The organism is Pseudoalteromonas sp. APAL1, assembly GCF_021532475.1.
Taxonomy (GTDB): Bacteria; Pseudomonadota; Gammaproteobacteria; order Enterobacterales; family Alteromonadaceae; genus Pseudoalteromonas; species Pseudoalteromonas lipolytica_C.
This window is the reverse complement of sequence record NZ_JAKGAW010000012.1, coordinates 42,442-61,426: the sequence shown is the minus strand read 5'-3', so window position 1 is coordinate 61,426 and position 18,985 is coordinate 42,442. Positions and strand designations below refer to the sequence as shown.

21 protein-coding genes are annotated in these 18,985 nt (G+C 41.1%); 8 read left to right on the top strand and 13 right to left on the bottom strand.

The window, feature by feature from the left end; genetic code table 11:
- Positions 1-22 precede the first annotated feature (22 nt).
- Entirely contained in the window at positions 23-565 is a 543-nt protein-coding gene (locus L1264_RS08200) for a TetR/AcrR family transcriptional regulator (RefSeq protein WP_199525808.1), read from the bottom strand.
- 100 nt (positions 566-665) lie between these two features.
- On the opposite strand from L1264_RS08200, the gene L1264_RS08195 reads away from it, so the two are divergent.
- Complete coding sequence (locus L1264_RS08195; RefSeq protein ID WP_135924172.1) at positions 666-1,142, top strand: HPP family protein; 477 nt, start codon at positions 666-668, stop codon at positions 1,140-1,142.
- Between the two features lie 31 nt (positions 1,143-1,173).
- Here the strand turns inward: L1264_RS08195 and L1264_RS08190 are convergent, their stop codons facing one another.
- The gene (locus L1264_RS08190; RefSeq protein ID WP_063706001.1) at positions 1,174-1,551 is read right to left on the bottom strand and encodes a hypothetical protein; all 378 of its coding nucleotides are present in this window, start codon (positions 1,549-1,551) and stop codon (positions 1,174-1,176) included.
- 150 nt (positions 1,552-1,701) lie between these two features.
- On the opposite strand from L1264_RS08190, the gene L1264_RS08185 reads away from it, so the two are divergent.
- A complete protein-coding gene (locus L1264_RS08185) occupies positions 1,702-2,454 on the top strand; it encodes a Nif3-like dinuclear metal center hexameric protein (RefSeq protein ID WP_199525806.1) in 753 nt (250 codons plus the stop codon).
- Positions 2,455-2,460: 6 nt separating this feature from the next.
- Here L1264_RS08185 and L1264_RS08180 read toward each other — a convergent pair whose 3' ends face one another.
- Both L1264_RS08180 and L1264_RS08175 read right to left on the bottom strand, forming a co-directional pair.
- Positions 2,461-3,225: a YdcF family protein gene (locus L1264_RS08180; protein ID WP_199525804.1), complete on the bottom strand. Its 765-nt coding sequence runs from the start codon at positions 3,223-3,225 to the stop codon at positions 2,461-2,463.
- 55 nt (positions 3,226-3,280) lie between these two features.
- Positions 3,281-4,168: a LysR substrate-binding domain-containing protein gene (locus L1264_RS08175; RefSeq protein ID WP_054551603.1), complete on the bottom strand. Its 888-nt coding sequence runs from the start codon at positions 4,166-4,168 to the stop codon at positions 3,281-3,283.
- 352 nt (positions 4,169-4,520) lie between these two features.
- On the opposite strand from L1264_RS08175, the gene L1264_RS08170 reads away from it, so the two are divergent.
- A complete protein-coding gene (locus tag L1264_RS08170; RefSeq protein ID WP_235403866.1) occupies positions 4,521-5,165 on the top strand; it encodes an alpha/beta hydrolase in 645 nt (214 codons plus the stop codon).
- A gap of 2 nt (positions 5,166-5,167) precedes the next feature.
- Positions 5,168-5,998 (top strand): alpha/beta hydrolase, encoded by an 831-nt coding sequence (locus L1264_RS08165; protein WP_199525802.1) that lies wholly within the window; start codon positions 5,168-5,170, stop codon positions 5,996-5,998.
- A 31-nt stretch (positions 5,999-6,029) separates the two neighbouring features.
- Here L1264_RS08165 and L1264_RS08160 read toward each other — a convergent pair whose 3' ends face one another.
- From L1264_RS08160 to L1264_RS08150, 3 genes are all read right to left on the bottom strand, one after another.
- Positions 6,030-6,509, bottom strand: a complete 480-nt coding sequence (locus L1264_RS08160; RefSeq protein WP_199525801.1) for a YchJ family protein — start codon at positions 6,507-6,509, stop codon at positions 6,030-6,032.
- Between the two features lie 40 nt (positions 6,510-6,549).
- The gene (locus tag L1264_RS08155) at positions 6,550-6,987 is read right to left on the bottom strand and encodes a SulA-like leucine-rich domain-containing protein (RefSeq protein ID WP_199525799.1); all 438 of its coding nucleotides are present in this window, start codon (positions 6,985-6,987) and stop codon (positions 6,550-6,552) included.
- Positions 6,988-7,290: 303 nt separating this feature from the next.
- Positions 7,291-9,216 (bottom strand): S9 family peptidase, encoded by a 1,926-nt coding sequence (locus L1264_RS08150; RefSeq protein ID WP_199525797.1) that lies wholly within the window; start codon positions 9,214-9,216, stop codon positions 7,291-7,293.
- 150 nt (positions 9,217-9,366) lie between these two features.
- On the opposite strand from L1264_RS08150, the gene L1264_RS21495 reads away from it, so the two are divergent.
- From L1264_RS21495 to L1264_RS08135, 3 genes are read left to right on the top strand one after another with little or no spacing between them, the layout of a single operon-like run.
- Positions 9,367-9,765: an ATP-binding cassette domain-containing protein gene (locus L1264_RS21495; RefSeq protein WP_328255807.1), complete on the top strand. Its 399-nt coding sequence runs from the start codon at positions 9,367-9,369 to the stop codon at positions 9,763-9,765.
- Entirely contained in the window at positions 9,654-9,944 is a 291-nt protein-coding gene (locus L1264_RS08140; RefSeq protein WP_328255828.1) for an AAA family ATPase, read from the top strand. Before L1264_RS21495 ends, L1264_RS08140 begins: the two co-directional genes overlap by 112 nt.
- On the top strand, positions 9,941-11,035 hold the full coding sequence (locus tag L1264_RS08135) for a DUF6136 family protein (protein ID WP_199525793.1): 1,095 nt from the start codon (positions 9,941-9,943) through the stop codon (positions 11,033-11,035). The genes L1264_RS08140 and L1264_RS08135 overlap by 4 nt, the downstream gene beginning before the upstream one ends.
- On the opposite strand, the gene fadE is transcribed toward L1264_RS08135, so the two are convergent.
- The gene (gene fadE, locus L1264_RS08130; protein ID WP_199525791.1) at positions 11,032-13,488 is read right to left on the bottom strand and encodes an acyl-CoA dehydrogenase FadE; all 2,457 of its coding nucleotides are present in this window, start codon (positions 13,486-13,488) and stop codon (positions 11,032-11,034) included. The two genes, L1264_RS08135 and fadE, sit on opposite strands and share 4 nt — an antisense overlap.
- A 337-nt stretch (positions 13,489-13,825) precedes the next feature.
- On the opposite strand from fadE, the gene L1264_RS08125 reads away from it, so the two are divergent.
- Positions 13,826-14,590, top strand: a complete 765-nt coding sequence (locus L1264_RS08125; RefSeq protein ID WP_054551596.1) for a class II glutamine amidotransferase — start codon at positions 13,826-13,828, stop codon at positions 14,588-14,590.
- Between the two features lie 18 nt (positions 14,591-14,608).
- Here L1264_RS08125 and L1264_RS08120 read toward each other — a convergent pair whose 3' ends face one another.
- The 5 genes from L1264_RS08120 to cmoA form a co-directional block, all read right to left on the bottom strand.
- A complete protein-coding gene (locus tag L1264_RS08120) occupies positions 14,609-15,409 on the bottom strand; it encodes a DUF3108 domain-containing protein (protein ID WP_199525789.1) in 801 nt (266 codons plus the stop codon).
- Positions 15,354-16,001, bottom strand: coding sequence for a phosphoribosylglycinamide formyltransferase (gene purN / locus L1264_RS08115; protein ID WP_054551594.1), 648 nt, complete (start codon positions 15,999-16,001; stop codon positions 15,354-15,356). The genes L1264_RS08120 and purN overlap by 56 nt, the downstream gene beginning before the upstream one ends.
- Positions 16,001-17,053, bottom strand: coding sequence for a phosphoribosylformylglycinamidine cyclo-ligase (gene purM, locus L1264_RS08110; RefSeq protein WP_063705981.1), 1,053 nt, complete (start codon positions 17,051-17,053; stop codon positions 16,001-16,003). Before purM ends, purN begins: the two co-directional genes overlap by 1 nt.
- Before the next feature lie 201 nt (positions 17,054-17,254).
- A complete protein-coding gene (gene cmoB, locus L1264_RS08105) occupies positions 17,255-18,223 on the bottom strand; it encodes a tRNA 5-methoxyuridine(34)/uridine 5-oxyacetic acid(34) synthase CmoB (protein ID WP_054551592.1) in 969 nt (322 codons plus the stop codon).
- A 27-nt stretch (positions 18,224-18,250) separates the two neighbouring features.
- A complete protein-coding gene (gene cmoA, locus L1264_RS08100; RefSeq protein WP_063706202.1) occupies positions 18,251-18,976 on the bottom strand; it encodes a carboxy-S-adenosyl-L-methionine synthase CmoA in 726 nt (241 codons plus the stop codon).
- Between the last annotated feature and the right edge of the window lie 9 nt (positions 18,977-18,985).

Sequence of the window (18,985 nt, the reverse complement as noted above, 5' to 3'; positions counted from 1 at the left end):
AAGCGGCCATTGTGCCGCTTTTTTATTGTTTTAAATAAGGAAATTGTTTAATTCCTACTAGTTTTGCTTGGCAGATCATGCCCTCAACAAGCGTCATCAAATAGTGGCTCTGTGAGTTTAGCTGCGAACTATCCATGTTGTTACAGTTTGATAAACGCTTTTTAATTAACTGCTGTACTGCCATTTTATGCTCTTTGCAGGCTTGATTTATCGGGCTTGCAGGATCAGCAAACTCAGCGGCAGTGTTAATAAATAAACAGCCATTGAAATCACCTAATTCAGTCACCTCAGAGTTAAACCAAGCTTCATGGCAGCTTATCAACGCTACTTTAAATGCTTCAACAGTAGTTAGCTTGCTGGTGGCATGCGTTAACCAATTTAAAAACCTGTTATGTCGCTCACTAAGGCACGCTAATAATAACTCATCTTTACTTGCGAAATGATGGTACATGGTTTTTTTGGCGACACCCGCCACACTAATAATTTCGTTTATTCCCACACTATGAATGCCTTTTTGATAAAAAAGTGACAAGGCGGTCAAAATAATATGTGTTCGTTTATCCATAACAAGGCCTCACTAGATGACTAATGATAGCTTGACAGAAGTAGACCGACTTGTCTACTATTTGATGGGTAGACAAGTCGGTCTACTTTTCGGAGGGTTTATGGATAATAAAGTAAGCAAAGCGGCTATTGCAGGTATATTTGCTTGTATGGCAATTTTTGTATTGGCCTATTTACAGCAATTAGGACATTACGGTGTGTGGTTGATGGCACCCTTTGGAGCAACAGCGGTGCTAGTGTTTGGTGTGCCACACAGTCCGCTTGCGAAAGCGAAGAATGTTATCGGTGGGCATCTTTTGACTGCCTTAATCGGTGTTGTATTTGTAAATTATGTCGGTGTAGGGGCTGTTGAAATTGCTATAGCAACAGGACTGGCAATTAGCCTAATGATGTTGACAGATACCGTACATCCAGCGGCAGGCGCAAACCCTATTTTGATTATGCAATCTATGCAAAGCTGGGATTTTTTAGTGATGCCCGTATTAATCGGAACCGTATTTATTGTGTTGTTTGGCTATTTAAGTCAATGGATATTAAGCAACCAATTGAATAGTCATAAAAAAACCGCTAACGAGTAGCGGTTTTTTAAAATGAATGAGTGTAATGAGATTACACAACACCACGCGGTAAACGACAATCGTGGTCTTTTTCAGCTAGGTTAACAATCCAAAGCTCTTCAGCTTTGTAACCATCATCGTTTGCTGTAACAACAGTAAACGGTGCTTTCTTAGCTGTTTTAGCCGGTGCAGCGGTTTTAGTTTTGGTTTTTTTCGCTGGTGCTTTTGGTGCTTCTTCTGCTTTAGGCTCAGCTGTTTTACCAGAAGTGAGCTCTTCAGTCAGCGCTGCAACATCAGCAAGGCGCAAGTTTTTGCCACCATCGATGCTATACCAACCAGGTTTTGTAGTGATTTCAGGTTTCTTACCATTCGCTGCTTCGTATGCTGCTTCGAAGGCATTTAACACTTCTGTTTTGTCTAGTTTGCTCATCAGAGACCCTATACGTTGTAAACACAGATTAAGAATATATATTTATACCTATTTTCAGCTTACTTTTCAATTTTTTGCGATTTTCCTTCCATTTTTCACTCATAAACGCCAAAATTTGCACAAAATAGAGGGTTGAAGGACGATTTTCAAATGCAACGCAAACAATTTACTCAATTATTAAACAACATTCTTAAACCTGATTCTATCGCTGACTTTTGCCCAAACGGCTTACAAGTTGAAGGGGCGAGCGAGGTAAAAAAAATAGTGACGGGTGTCACAGCAAGCCAAGCATTGATTGATGCCGCTATTGCAGAAAATGCAGATACGATTTTGGTACATCATGGCTATTTCTGGAAAGGTGAGTCGCAGCCAATCACGGGCATGAAAAAACGCCGCATAGCAGCGCTTTTAAATAATGATATTAATTTATATGGCTATCACTTACCGCTAGATATTCATCCTGACATTGGTAATAACGCACAATTGGCAAATTTACTTGGTATTGAGTTCACTGGTGGGCTTGAGTCTGGCCCAAATAGTGTGCCGGTAAAAGGGCGTTTAAAAACACCACTAAGCGGTGAAGAATTTGCCGATAAAATTGCGAAAGTACTTAATAGAGCACCATTAACTAGTTTGGTCAGAAAAGAAAAAATCGAAACCATCGCTTGGTGCACCGGGGGTGGCCAAGGGTATATTGATTTAGCGGCTGCTCAAGGGATTGATGCTTATCTTACTGGTGAGGCCTCTGAGCAAACGATTCATAGTTCACGCGAGCAAGGCATCGACTTTTTTGCAGCAGGACACCATGCTACTGAGCGTTATGGCATTAAAGCCTTAGGCGAACTTTTAGCTGAGCAGCATGGTTTTGATGTAACGTTTATCGATATCGACAATCCAGTCTGATTAAGTCTACAGCGCCTCTGGATCAATCCAGCGGCGCACACTTACCCAAGCACTGCCAATTTTTTCATGAGCGACTCTGGTAACGGCAACCAGTACATCATCATCTGGTATAAACTGCTTATACGTCGGATAGTGACTAAAATCTTGGAAGTCAGTTGCAGCAGGGAGCACATCAACACCTTGTGCATTAAATAAATCTTTCGCTCGTGGCATATGGCTTGCTGAGGTGACTAGGGCTGTTTTTTTATCGACTAAATAAATGGCAAGTCGCTTCGCTTCTTCAGCGGTATCCATAGCGAGGTGATTTTGCTTAATTCGGGAGCCTTTAATGCCGAGCGCTTTTGCTGTTTCAAACATGAGCTGGCTATTGGTGGTGTTAGCAAAACCGCCCCCTGATACATAGAGAGTGGCGTTTGGGTAGTGGTGGGCAAGCTTAACACCTTCAAGTAATCGAGCAAGCGCACAATCGCCTAACTGGTGATTAGCGGCAAGGCGAGAGTTGGGCATTATAGAGCAGCCAAGTACCACAATATTATCGAGTTTAGGGTGTTTTGCTTGGTTAAATTGCCATGCAGGGTTATTGCTTGCAGCTATCAGTGACTGACCAATAAATGGCGTGCTTATCATCATTAAAGTTAAAATGCTAACAAAGCCAAAATAGAGTGCTTTGCGTTTATGGGCAATGGCTAAAAATACCATCACTAAAGTAAGCAGCCCCAACAACGGCAGGGGCATTAATAATGAGCCAATGATCTTTTTAATTTCAAACATGTATCAGCATTATTGTTTGTAACATATGCAGCTATGTTAATTATTTTGCCTTTCTTTAGCGACCGTTATTTTGCTTACACGTATTTAAAAAGTGGCGATAAACAGGGTTATCTTTCATATTCTTTTTCATCGCTAAATACATAGGGCGAGTAAGGCCAAGTGCACCTAACGGAATCGACTTAATGAGTCCTTGGCTTTCATAAGGGGTGACTAGCCAGTCTGGTAATGCTGCAACACCCATTCCAGCGCTCACTAATTGGAAAATTAATAAACCTTGGTCAACAGTTTTAAGCGTGCCATCAAAGCGTGCATTTTGAATAAAATGTTTAAAGATATCTTGGCGCTCTCGCGGGATAGGGTACGAAATAATAGTTTCGTTTTTTAAATCAAGGGCGGTGACATAGGCTTTTTTTGCCAACTCATGATCCGGTGCAACGATTAATTTTAATTTAAAATCAAACAGGTGAGCATACTCAAGCTGATCGGGTTCACGAATATCAGAAGTCAGCACAAGATCTAACTCATCATTAATTAAATCTGGAATGGCGTCATAACTAAAGCCGCGCTCATAATCAATTTTGATATCAGGCCAAAAGTTATTAAATTCTTTGATGGTTGGTAGCAACCAATGAAAGCAGGCATGACACTCAACACTTAAACGTAAATTTGAAATTGGCTGATTCAGGCTTTCTTTTAAACGACACTTTGTCGCTTCAACTCTAGGTAAAACCTCATTAGCAAGCTCCAGCAGTAACATGCCTTGCGGTGTAAAACGCACAGGCTGCGTCTTACGTTCGAACAGTTGGCAATCTAGCTTATTCTCGAGATCTTTAATTTGATGTGATAAAGCCGATTGAGTTAAAAACAACTCGCGGGCGGTATTGACCAAAGAGCCTGTCTCTTTAAGGGTCGCTATGGTTTTTAGGTGCTTTATATCAATCATCTTTAAAAAATCTCATGAAAAATGTGAGCCAAACTCAGATTACGAACATAGTACGCTTAAGAATTTGTTTTTTCAACGTCTAGACGTCTAAAATTAGTAGTTACTTTAACTGTTTTTTTACAATACGCTTTTTTACTGTCAATTGACATCGCTGTCATTGTTTTTTTACTTAACTTATATCAAAAAGCTATGAATATACCTCAAGTTGGTTTTTGGAGATCTCTTTAGGTTTTTGATTAGGGTTAACTCACTTCTCACTTAGGCAAAGCGACCTGACTTACAACTAAGATATTATTTTTAAAACTGTTATTATCGTGTAATCAGTACGATTTTATTTTTCAAAGGGATACCAGTGTTACGTACACTACTTTTAACCTGTGCTTGTTGGGTTATGCCTGCTCTCGCTGGCACTATTTACAGCCAGTTTCCAACAGAGATTGATCCGCATGAGCACTATGTTTTTTATTCCCATGGTTTTATCGTCGAAGGTAAAAACCCTAAACCTGTTCACAAAACCTTTGGTGTTTATGACTTTATTGCGGTAAAAGAAGCACTTGCAGATGATAGTTATCATTTAATAGCCTATCACAGGCCAAAAGACACTGAACCATTTGCATTTGCGAAAAAGCTCGCTGCAGATGTTGAAGCATTGATCAGCGCCGGTGTTGATGAGTCGAATATTAGTTTGGTTGGTTTTTCACGGGGCGGGGCATTGTCGATACTGGCAGCCAATGAGCTTAAACGCACACATATTAACTTAGTTATATTGGCAGGTTGTGCTGGCCTAATAAAAAAGAACTCATCAGTTAAAGCTTACGGCAAGGTTTACTCTATCTTTGAACGCTCAGATCAGGTTGGCTCTTGCCAGTTTTTAATTGATAGAAGTGCAGTAACTAAGTTCGAAGAACTAAGCATCAATACGGGGCTCTCCCATGGTGCATTTTATAAGCCAAAAGATGAGTGGCTGTTACCAATTAAAAAGTGGCTAAAGGATTAACTATGCCTTATTTATTGCTCGTTTTTGTGATCAGTGTTTTCGGCGTGAGCTCAGTAAGCCATGCTGAGCCATTTACTTTGCCACGCACTAATACTGTTTTAGTTAAAGATAAACATATCGAAAACGAATACCCCATTACAATTAAACTGCCACGCAGCTACCAAAAACAAAACCAGAAGCGATACCCCGTTGTTTACCTGTTAGATGCAAACTACAGTTTGCCAATTGCCTCTGGCGTCAGTCGCTTTATGATGAATTCGGGGGCGATGGAAGAGGTGATTATCGTCGCAGTAGGGTATCAAAAAGGTGTGCCGGGGCTTAATAGCCGTATTTATGACTATACGCCATTTGAAGATAAAAATTGGCAACGTAAAACTGGCGGAGCAAGCCAGTATCTAAACTTTCTAAAACAATCTGTATTGCCATATATTAAGGCTCACTACAGAACAAACCAAAAAAGTACATTAGTCGGTAACTCGCTGGGTGGTTTATTTGCTTCCTTTACCTTATTTACCGAGCCTTCGCTTTTTTCAAGTTACATTATCGGCAGTCCTTCAGTGTGGTTTAAAGAAAACTCAATATTAGCTATGGCTGTAAAACCAGCTGCCAACACAACAAAAGTTTACATCGCAGTGGGTGAACTTGAAGAAAGTGAAGGTGAAAAAATGGTGTCGGGTGCGAGGCAATTAGCAGCTAAAATTAATAAACAAAGTGGCGCGCTGGTTACAACAAATTTATTTGTTATTCCTCAGGCACGCCATGCAACCGCATTCCCAACAACGATTACCCAAGCCCTAGACTGGATTTACCAGACTAATACCAACCCGCAATAATACTTAATTAAGCGGATTGGTATAAGAGCAATTAAAGAGCGTGACACTTTTTATATTTTTTACCGCTACCACAAGGGCATTCATCATTACGGCCAATTTTAATATCTGCAACTGGCGTTATATTACCATCTAGGTAACGCCATAGGCCATCTTCTTTAATAAAACGCGACTTTTCGTGTAACTCACAAAACAAGTTTTGGTAAAAGTAATTTGCTTTAAATTCTACAAAACCTTCTTGATCATTATGTTCTGTATCTAAAACACTGAGTTTGGTAAAACGGCAGCTATTAGCAAAATCTTTAATTTCGCTAACCGGGTTTGCGGCTTGTTGGCTTTGTGCATAGGTGCTAAATACATATTTTGCATCTTTCAGCGCGTATGCACTAAAACGAGAACGCATAAGTTGCTCGGGCGTATCAGCTTGGCTTGCACCTGTATGAAAAGGTTGGCAGCAAAGCTCGTAAGTCGATTCGCTGCCACAAGGACAAAGGGGGTGGGTGAGTGATGTCATAACAACTTACCTAAAACTATAAATTGTTATTTTAACAAGCCTATTGTGGCTGCGGTACTAAATTGTTTAATTGAGCGCTTGTTGTAAAACAATAAAACTTAGCAGATGCTTGCTCAAGATTTAGATTCATCGAATCAAGTTGATGATTGTTTACGATATCTGTCCATGTGATCACTGCGGCAAAATTACCATTATGTAATGCAGAGCTAAGTACGTACTCAAGGTTAACTAAATGCTTTTGTCTGATCACAAGTAGTTTGCTGGTATCAATCGAACACGAATCTAATAATGCTTTGCTAGGAACATGATCAGGGGCAATTAATAGTGTCCATGCATTTTGGCTATTGTAATGATGCAATACTTTTAATAGCTCAAAGGTTGCTGATATTTCGTCTTCAATTTGAATTAAATTAACAGACGCTTTGTCGTTATCTTGTTGGTAGCTTTTAACTGTTCTTAAGGTAATTGGCTGTAACATAACTTTCACTCACTGGTTGTTTATACAGTATATGTATACAGTAGTTTATACAGTGTTTTTGCGCAAGTACTTTTTTGCTATTTTTTAACCAATTATTCAGTTTTATGTTAATTAAATTTATTTAGTTCTTATTAAACAATGGGTTAATTTTTTGTTTTGGAAGGTCAAAAAGGTGAAAAATTTATCATTAAAATTATACAGTATTCTATACAGTACTGTATGAGCTACTATATTTTGCTTCTATACAGGTGTTTTGCATAAAAAAGCCGGTTTAAAAACCGGCTCTTTACCTTTGCAATTTTGCTATTTATCTAAATAGGTATTTAAAAACTCAAGATATGCGTTTGAGGCTTTAATGCGGTTTTCCTTTTTAGTAAAACCATGGCCTTCATCATCGAATAATACATATTCGACAGGCACACCATTTGCCTTTACAGCGGCAACGAGCTCATCGCTTTCAACTTGTAAAACGCGTGGGTCATTAGCACCTTGGATCACCATTAATGGCTTAGTGATGTTTTTAGCATGAAATAGTGGCGAAATTGCACGGTGACGCTCACCGTCTGTCGCGGGGTCGCCCATTTCATCGTACAGTGCCTTTTTAAAGCTTTCCCACCATGGTGGAATCGAGTTTAAGGTTCTAACCCAGTTTGTTACACCAAAGATATTAATGCCTACTTTGAATTCTTCAGGTTCAAAGGCAAGTGCTGCGGCGGTCATAAAGCCACCATAGCTGCCCCCCATGATGCCAATTTTATCAGCATCAACCCAATCTAGGCTTTGTAGATGCTTTTTGCCGTATACGATATCTTGTAAATCATCAGTGCCATGTTTTTTATCATCTAAATGGAAGAAGGTTTTACCATAGCCTGAGCTGCCTCGGTTATTAACCGCAAAAATGGCATAACCATGATTGACTAGATGCTGCTGCATTGCACTATATCCAGTACGGCTTTGTCCACCAGGGCCGCCATGCACCCAAACTAAAGCAGGTACTTTATTGTTGCTGTTGGCTTGCTTAGGTTTATATAAAACCCCCGGGATTTCTAAGCCATCGAAGCTCTTAAAGCGCACAATTGTGCTCTCAACTAAGTCACTTTGATTAATTGCATCACTTAATGTGTTAGTTAATTGTTTAGCTTTCGGCTCACCGACTTGCCACACAAATAAATTGCTTGGCGAGGTGTCTGAATTTAAATAAAACGCCATAGTTTTTTCATCAGCTGAAAAATTAACACCACGTAAGTTACCTGCAGGCAACGATGGCATAGCAATACCTTTACCTGTGGTGGTATCGATTATCGACACCTTAGTGCTGGCGTCGGCATTAACACCACTTACTTGATAACGGCCAGATTTAGAGAAGTAAATAAAGCTGACATCCCACTCATCTTTGAGGGCTGGGCTGTGCTCGCCGGTAGTTAAGTCATAACGCCACACTTGTGCAAACTCACCTTTAGCATCGGTTGAGTAATACAATGATTTACTGTCTCTTGAGAAGGTTTCTGGGCCATACTTAGCGTCGTCGTCATGACGGGTGATAAGCTCTGGTTTAAGGGTTTTTTTACGCGTATCGAGAATGAACACATCGCTGTCTTTGTTCGAATTGTTTTTCGATAAAGCAATAAAGCGGCCGTCAGGGCTTATAGCACCGACATCCAGCCCCATGGTATTTTGATAAACCGGCGTTACTTCATAGCTGTTAGCATCAACACGATATAGGTCCATAAACTTAGCATCACGCTGATTGCTGGTTATAAAAAAGTGTTTACCGTCTTCTGTGAAGCCTGCAAATCCTGCACGGGTTTCTTCACCTGGGGTGAGGTCTTTAACTGTGCCGTCTGTTTCGCGAACATAGATGTGATAACGCTCGTTACCACCTGAGTCTTTAGTAAATAGTACGCGCTCATCTTTAGGGAAATAAGCCACTGCATAAGTACTGTCTTCAAAGTCTGTTAAGCGGGTTTTTTTGGCGGTTTTTATATCTACTTCATACAGGCTATAAATGCCGCTTTCATCACTGCTAACGAGTATTTTGTCGCCTTTTGGTGAAAAGCTGCTGCCCATAATTGAGGTTGTATCAAAAAAGGTTTCAGCATCATACTGTTTAACAGTTTGGCTTTGTTGCACGCTTTCGGTGCTGCTTGTTGAGTGGGTTGATTGTGAACATCCTGCAAGTGCAAGGCTGAGTGCACATGCCACGGCTGCTAGTTGAAAACTCGGTTTCATTGTAATTATTCCTTGTTAATTTTTCGTTATAAAGTGTTGCCTGTTCATAATCTAAACGCAAGTTTTACCCGTTTGATATTTGTTACAAATCATGTAAATAAATAGGGACATGAGTGTGATATTATTTTTCCACTATTAAAGGAAGTAAACATGATTGCAATAAACAACCTCAATAAGCGTTTTGCCTCAGCCCACGTTTTTGAAAACTACAATAAGCAATTACAAGGTAAAAGAGTTTGTTTACAGGCAGCCAATGGCAGAGGAAAAACAACGCTACTGATGATGCTCGCTGGCCTAGAAGAGCCACAGTCAGGGCAGATTTTATACAATAATGAGGCATTAAAATCACCGCAAAACGATGTTTCAATTGCTAGCGACCGTATTGTGCTGCCTGATTTTTTAACTGCGAGGCAAATTATTGAGCTTAGTTGCAAGGCATACCAGAGCAGCTCATTACAGGTTTTAACTTTACAGAGCATCTCAACACTCGCTTCAGTTCTTTATCGAGTGGAAACCAAAAGAAATGCCAGCTTATTACTGCTTTTTTAAAGCAAGCCCCATTTTTACTATTAGATGAACCGAGTGCAGCGCTTGATCAAACAAGTATTCAATTTTTGCTGACCTTACTTGATGGCTACTTAGATGATAAACCTAATGGGCAAGTCATCATTACAAGCCACGAACCTGAGGTGTTTATACAGCATGGTTTTGAGTGTACAGCATTATGATTGAATCTCTTGCTAGCTACGTGTCATTCCTTTCTTATAGATACCTAGCATATACGACTAACCTTAAAAGCATGCTATCTCAGTTAAAGAGTTTTAGCTTGCTGTTCGCTCTGGTACTAGGCCCTGCATTTCTTGGTATGGTTTTACTTTTGTTTTTAGGGCTTGGGAAAATAGTCGATAGCCATGCAGAACCCGCTTCTGGCGCCAAATTAGCTGTGGTTTATCTTTTACTTGAATCGGTGATGTTATGGGCCATGGCATCAGCCATTAAAAATTCGCAAAATAGGGCGTTTCAGCGAAGCCTTTATAAATCCTCTTGGCGAGTATCTGCTGACTGCAAGTTACTACTTTTAAGTAATGCTTGGCTCATTGCCAGTTTATTAATCGCAGTAGAACTTTCGTTAAAGCAATGGCTACAAGTACCTCATTTTATGCTGTTTATGTTGTTGCAGTGGCTATGTGGAGTATTTGTTCTTTATAGGCCACGTGCACTTTTTTATAGTTTATTGCTCAGTTCTGTATTGGTATTACAGCCTGTTAGTTTATCTCCGCTGCAATATTATCTAGGTTTTGTTGCTATTTTCGGCTGTTCGATTTTACTCCCACCTGTAAGAATAAGTCATAAATTAAAAGTACACTCGCTTGCTTTATTTTGGCTTAGTTACTTTTTACAACACAGTTGGTGTTTAATATGGCGTGGCTCAGTTTTAGTTGCATGTTTGTTTTCTTTATTACAGCTAATAACAATTCGGAGTGACTTTAGTGATCTGATACAGGCTGTAGCTTTTTCAGTATGCGTGTTGCTAACAAGCTCGCTGCAATTCGATTGCTTGGCTGTTTTTAAAAAATATCGGCTGTTCTTTCAAAGCAATAGCCAAGATAAGCCGTTTTATATAAGCCAGTTTTTACCGAGCCTTATATTTTTTGCTGTGGCTTTAATTGTTGTTATAAGCATGCTGGGCATTAACTTGATTTACATCCCCATAGGGGCAGTATGGTGTGTATTGCAGCAATATTTAGCGCAAAAAAAACCAGCGCAATTTGCGCTGGTTTGGTTTTTCATAACAATTGGAATTGTTTTGCTAGCTTAGGCAGCGTCTGCTTTTTTATCGCTTTCGCCACGGGCTACTTTACCAGCAACTAAATCTGCTGGGTCAAAGTCGTCAACGTTAATAACGTCAAGACGGGCTTTTTCAACAGCAGCTAGTTTGTCGGCTTCTGCTTGACTTAAAATGCCAGCTTCTAGGCCCATTTGCGCTACTTTATCAAGCTGGAAGAAAGGCAGTTTTACGCCTTTTTCACGGCATACCTTATCAAACAGCGGCTCAACTTCGAGAATGTCTTTAAGCGTTTGCTCTTGACGACCAACAAGGTTAAGTGGCTCGTTTTTAAGGTAAATGTAGTTAGCTAAACGGTTACGAGTTTCGCTTGGTACTTGTAATAAGTGCGCAAGTTTATGCTCAAGCTTATCAGTAGGTTTACGAACTGGACGACCGAATGGGAATAACATAATTTTTAGCATTGCACGAAGTGGTGCAGATGGCATGTTATTGATTAGGTCAGCAAGAGCTCGTTGGCAGTGGTAAAGGTGATCTTGGCAGCTCCATTGAACTAGCGCAAAATCTTCTTTTTTACGGCCTTCGTCGTTGTAACGTTTAAGTGTTGCAGATACAAGGTATAAGTAGCTTAGTAAGTCACCTAAACGTGCAGAGATACGCTCTTTACGCTTCAATGAACCACCAAAAACCGCCATGCTGATATCTGACATTAATGCTAATGATGCACTGAAACGTGACGCAACACGATAAAACTCAGCTGTTTCGTCTTTGTACGGCGTACCTGTGAAGCGAGCATTCGTTAGTGCTAACCACTTAGTACGAACAAGGTTCGAAATAGTAAAGCCAACGTGACCCATTAATGCTTTATCGAATACTGCAAGCGCTTCTTCGCGGTCTTCAATTGCACAAGCGCCTAGCTCAGTTAACACGAATGGATGACAACGAATTGCACCTTGACCATAAATGATCATGTTACGCGTTAAGATGTTTGCACCTTCAACAGTGATTGCAATTGGCGCACCTTGATAACCGCGACCTAGGTAGTTGTTTGGACCAAGCATGATGCCTTTACCACCATGAACATCCATGCCGTGAATTGTTGCTTCACGCATTTGTTCAGTTAAGTGGTATTTGATAATCGCAGATACAACCGATGGTTTTTCACCAAGGTCAACAGCACCGGTAGACATGCTAACGGCAGCATCAGAGCTATAAGCGTAGCCTGCAAGTTTTGCCATTGATTCTTCAACACCTTCCATTTGACCAATAGGTAAACGGAATTGACGACGAATACGGCTGTAAGAACCTGTTGCAAGCGCAATTGTTTTAATGCCACCTGTAGAGTTAGACGGCAAGGTGATTGCACGACCAACAGATAAACATTCAACAAGCATACGCCAGCCTTGACCAGCCATTTTCGGGCCACCAATGATGTAATCAAGTGGTACGAAGATGTCTTTACCGCGAGTAGGACCATTTTGGAATGGTACGTTTAGCGGGAAGTGACGACGGCCAATTTCGACCCCTGGGGTGTCAGTTGGGATCAGCGCACAGGTAATACCAGGTTCTTTATTATCACCTAGTAAACCGTCTGGATCTTGTAGTTTAAATGCAAGACCAAGTACAGTCGCAACAGGAGCAAGAGTAATGTAACGTTTGTTCCACGTTAGGCTAATACCAACAACTTCTTCGCCGTTCCATTGACCTTTACAAACAACACCGTAGTCAGGAATTGCACTTGCGTCAGAACCAGCTTCTGGTGATGTTAAAGCAAAACATGGGATCTCTTGACCACTCGCTAAACGTGGTAAGTAATGATCTTTTTGCTCTTTAGTACCATAGTGCTGAAGTAATTCGCCCGGACCTAATGAGTTTGGTACACCTACGATAGATGAAAGTAACGTTGATTTACTTGTTAGCTTTTGCAGTACACATGATTGTGCATAAGCAGAAAACTCTAAACCGCCGTATTCTTTTTTGATGATCATGGCAAAGAATTTATTATCTTTTAGATATTGCCAAACATCTTGCGGTAAATCAGTTAATTCGTGCGTTGCGTGCCAGTCATCTAACATGCTACACACTTCTTCAACTGGGCCATCAATAAACGCTTGTTCTTCGATAGTCAGTTTTGGTGCTGGGTATTGGTGTAATTTGTTCCAGTCAGGACGACCACAAAATAGATCCGCTTCCCACCACGTAGTACCTGCATCGATTGCTGATTTTTCAGTATCCGACATTGTCGGGGTTACTTTTTTAAATGCAGCAAAAATAGGTTTGATGATGTATTGTTGACGAATGCTTGTCACAGAAAGTGGCACAGCAATAAGTAAGAATAGTAGCCAACTGATTGCACCAAACGCGCCAGCAAAAGTGCCAACAAGTAAGGTCGCAATGGCAATACCTAAACAGGTATTCCAGCTCGATCTGTGGTAACTCGCCACACTAAGTAGCACGAGTAAACCAAGTAAAAATATGAGAGTCATTGATTATTCCTTAATAGAGGTCAGACCACCTCTTTTAGAGTAGCGCTACAACCATGAATTATCAAGAGGGGAACAAAGATAAAACGATGCTTTGTAAAACCTTTTAATGAGTAAACTGTATGAACAGTGCAAAAAAATTTACAGTGGGCTTATGACTATTTAGTTTATGTAAATGTTGCACATAAAAAGGTGTGTAAAATATGCACTATTTATCAGATAGTTCTGAAAATCTCAGCATAGCAGTTGCCATCTTTAGCGCTATGTACAACAATGAGCGCAGGCAGGGATCAGCCCATCATGCCTTTTACTTCGATTAGTTTTATAGGTTAAGAGTTCTATGTGTGAGTTGCTTGGCATGTCAGCCAATGTACCAACGGATATTTGTTTTAGTTTTTCGGGCTTATTAGAGCGTGGTGGAAACACTGGCCCGCATAAAGATGGTTGGGGCATCACCTTTTATGAGGGTAAGGGCTGCCGCACATTTAAAGATCCCGAGCCAAGTTGCCAATCAGAAATTGCCAAACTCGTTAAAGCGTATCCTATTAAAAGTATTTCGGTGATAAGTCATATTCGCCAAGGGAATCGTGGTCGTGTATGCCTTGAAAACACGCATCCGTTTACCCGCGAGTTATGGGGCCGTGAAATTACGTATGCACACAACGGGCAATTATCTAATTATCATGATTTAAAGCCAGACTATTATCGACCTGTCGGTAACACTGACAGTGAACTGGCGTTTTGTTGGCTGCTAGATAAGATCCGCGAAAAATACCCTAAGCGGCCATCAAATATGGCGTCTGTATTTCGTTATGCGGCAAAGCTTGCCCACACGCTGCGCGAAAAAGGCGTATTTAATATGTTACTGACCGATGGTGTTTATGTGTTAGCTTATTGCACCAATAACCTACATTGGATCACACGCCGTGCACCGTTTGGCAAAGCGACATTAATTGATGCAGACATGGTAATTGATTTTCAAAAAGAAACCACACCGAACGATGTGGTTACTGTGATTGCAACACGGCCACTCACCAATGATGAACGCTGGCAGAAAATGGAACCCGGTGAGTTTGCACTGTTTAAAATGGGCGAAAAAATTTAAATAAAAGATGAAGCGCTATTAAGGCGCTTCATTACTCACTTCATTTGTTACGGCGACTGGTGTGGTCACAGTGAATGAATTAAGTTGCACTTCAAATTGCTCTACGCCTTTTTCACCTTTCCACATACGCACGAGCATGTAGTCCATTTCTGGGGCAAACCAAGCAAGTGCTTGACGTTTATCGTTATCGTATAAACGTTTAACTTTAATTGCTTCTACATTACCAACAGGTAGCGAGATCACTTCGGTGCCGATGACTTCAAAGTCGTAATTGCGAAGGTTGCCTTTTTTATCAATCAATGGATACGATAATTGCGTTTTACCTTGTTTTAACTCTTCGCGCACTTGCACTTGGTAAGACAGTGAATCTTGAAAATCGTCAGACCAATCAAGCTTTAATGGGTATTTACTTTCGCTGCTTTGTACTTGTTTTTGCGCCGCATCAAATTTTAAGCTGTATTCTTTATCAGGCCCTGTGCCTGAGCGCTCCATATTGTAACTTAGCGGAGAAATTTTTTGATCATGGTAAGTAAATTTAGATGTTTCTTTTCTTGAGTCAGAAAAAATCATCCATTCGATTTCGCTGTGATAAGTGATCACGTAGTTACCGTCGGCGGCTTTTTTAAGCTCGCGGATTGCTTTACCATGGGTTTCGCCTTTACGAAGTACATCGTATTTGGCTTCATATTGAGTGAGATCGCCAGCAAAAACACTGGTAGGAAGTAATAAAGTGCCCACACAAGCGAGTAAGGCACTTAAATTTTTATTCTGGATAGTGCGCGCCGTGTGCAGGAAGTTTCTTTTCGTCAAAAACTGCATAATCTGCTTCCATCTTGAGTCGTTGTTCACTGAACCACTTGACCACCAATGGATAGATTATATGTTCTTGCTGATGAACACGTTGTGCGAGTGTCTCTGCGGTATCGTTTTCGAGTACCGGCACTTTGGCTTGAAGAACAACGGGACCGCCGTCTAGCTCTTCTGTGACAAAGTGAACACTGACACCATGAACGTCATCTTTTGCATCTATCGCTCGTTGGTGGGTATTCAGCCCTTGGTACTTAGGCAACAAAGAAGGGTGAATGTTCAACATTTTTCCCTTAAATTTTTGCACTAAGCTAGGAGTAAGAATACGCATAAAACCAGCTAATACAACTAGATTTGGTTCAAAATTGTCAATAATGTCCATTAACTCAGCATCATAGGCCTCGCGCGAGTCAAAATCTTTATGGCTAAGTACACGTGTTTGTATACCTGCATTTTTTGCTCGCTCAAGGCCATAGGCGTCGGCTTTATTACTAATTACAGCGGCGATTTCGGCTTTTATCTCACCACGCGCACATGCGTCGATGATGGCTTGAAGGTTTGAACCGCTACCAGAAATTAATACAACAAGACGACAAGGGGTCATTAGTCACGACCACCTAAAATTTCTACTTGCTCTTCGCCAGCTTTCGCATCTTGGATCTCACCAATATGCCATGCATTTTCGCCAAGATCTTTAAGGATTGTTAAGCTTTGCTCAAGTTTGTCTGCTGGAACAACTAAAATCATACCAACACCACAGTTGAATGTACGGTACATTTCGTGTGTTGTGATGTTGCCGTTTTCTTGTAACCAGTTGAAAACAACAGGCCATTCCCAGCTGTCACCTTTGATAACTGCTTTTGCAGATTCAGGAAGTACGCGCGGGATGTTTTCCCAGAAACCACCACCCGTGATATGAGATAACGCGTGTACGTCAACCTGCTTGAATAGCTCAAGTAGTTGTTTAACGTAGATACGAGTTGGTTCTAAAAGGTGATCGCCAAGTGTTTTGCCTTCAAGCTCAGCGCTCGTGTCTGCGCCAGATACTTCAAGAACTTTACGAATTAATGAGAAGCCGTTTGAGTGAGGACCACTTGATGCAAGGGCGATTAATTGGTCGCCTGCAGCAACTTTAGTACCGTCGATAATTTTAGATTTTTCTACAACACCAGTACAGAAACCAGCCATGTCGTAGTCTTCGCCGTCGTACATACCTGGCATTTCAGCAGTTTCACCACCGATTAATGCACAGCCAGAAAGCTCACAGCCTTTACCAATACCTGTTACAACATCAGCCGCAGTGTCTACGTCTAATTTACCAGTTGCATAGTAATCAAGGAAAAATAGTGGCTCTGCACCTTGTACAATAAGGTCGTTTACACACATAGCAACAAGGTCGATACCCACTGTGTCGTGCTTTTTAAGATCGATTGCTAAACGTAGTTTTGTACCAACGCCGTCTGTGCCAGCAACCAGTACAGGCTCTTTATAGCCAGTTGGTAGTTCGCAAAGTGCGCCAAAACCACCGATACCGCCCATTACTTCAGGACGTCTGGTTTTTTTAACTACGCCTTTAATACGCTCAACAAGTGCATTACCGGCATCGATATCTACGCCCGCGTCTTTATAGCTAAGAGACTGTTTTTGTTCGCTCACAGGTTTTCCTCAAAAAAGTTGCATGTGGGTTGCTTAGAAACGCGCGTATTTTACAACAATTGCAATGGCGCGGCTAGTTGAAAAATCACTTTAACCGACTTGACAAGGACAGTTGTCCGGTTTTTTTGCTTTCAAGTTACAAGGCAAAAGTATCAAGTAAATGTCACTTTGACCTTGTAACTAGAGACTTCTCACTATTTGTTAAGCTTTCGCAGTTAAAATAGCGCGTAGGGGGGCTGGGTAACCTTCAATGGTTTTGCTGGTGTCATTTGGGTCTAAAAAGTCGACCAATGATTCGTTTTCCATCCACTGGGTTTTACGTTGTTCTTCAAGCGTTGTGATTGCACAGTCTTTAACTTGTACATCTTTAAAGCCAACGCGCTCCATCCATAGTTTTAATGCCGCGGTGCTTGGGATAAACCACACATTACGCATTTTTGCATAACGGTCGGTTGGCACTAAAACTGTGTGCTCATCACCTTCAACAACCAGTGTTTCAAGGACTAACTCACCGCCAGGACGAAGCTGCGCTTTTAATTGCGCTAAAAAGTCGATTGGTGAACGACGATGATATAAAACACCCATCGAAAATACCGTATCAAATGCTTTTAGCTCTGGCAGAGCTTCAACACCTAATGGCAATAAATGCACGTTTTCATCTTGGTGATAATGCTTTATCGCTTGAAATTGGCATAAGAATAAATCAGATGGATCGATACCTACTACAAAATTAGCGCCTTCACCGCGCATACGCCACAAGTGATAACCAGAACCACAACCAATATCAAGCACAGTGCGGCCTTTTAACGGTTCAATATGAGGCAGTAAACGATCCCATTTCCAATCACTGCGCCACTCAGTATCAATCTCGATACCGTGTAAGCTAAATGGCCCTTTACGCCATGGCATCATGCGCTTTAATAAATGCGTTAACTGTTTTTGCTGACCCTCAGATAGCTCATCACCGGTGCCGATTTGTACTTTATCCTGCAGGTTTACATGGTTTGTGCTTACCTCAGGTAAGTTTTTCAGCACTTTTTGCCATTTAGGTAAATCGCCGTGACTGGCTTCGAGTTCCCAGTGCTTTAATTGGCCAGGTAAAGTTTCGAGCCAGTGACTAAGCGGGCTTTGTGCGATAGCAGCATAAAATTGGTTAAACCATTGAGACATGAAATACTCTTTATATCGTTGTGATGATTACTTGATTGCAATCATCGAACAGAAGTTAAAACATTGATACCACACTTGCGTTTGGCTAAAACCAATTTCACTTAATCGGTTTAAGTGGGTAGATAAATGATCAGGGCGCATGACATTTTCGATAGCTGTGCGCTTTTGGCTGATCTCAAGCTCTGAATAGCCGTTATGACGTTTAAAATCATGATGTAAATCAATGAGCAAATTATCGCATTGCTCATTTTCACCTCTAATTTTTTCGCTCAGCAGCAAAACGCCGCCTGGTTTTAAATTTGCGTAAATCTTTTCAAGCACCGCTTGGCGCTTTTCAGGTGGAATAAACTGTAGTGTAAAGTTCATCGCCACCACAGAGGCATTCTCGATGGCTAAATCGTTTATATCACCCAGCGTGACAGTGACTGGCACGTCAGAGCGAAAACCTTGTAAATGTAATTTACAACGCTCAACCATCGCTTCTGAGTTATCAACGGCAATAATATTACAGTTATCGGTGCGAATATTACGGCGCATACTTAACGTTACTGCACCAAGTGAACAGCCTAAGTCGTATAGGTTTGAATTACTTTGCGCGTATTCGCCAGCCAGTTTACCTATGGTGCTAACAATGGTTGCGTAACCCGGCACCGAGCGCTGGATCATATCTGGGAAAACTTCTACTACATGTTGGTCAAAGCTAAAGTCTTTAACCGCTTGCTCAGTGGCATAAATACTGTCTTTTTGCGTCACGTGAACAGT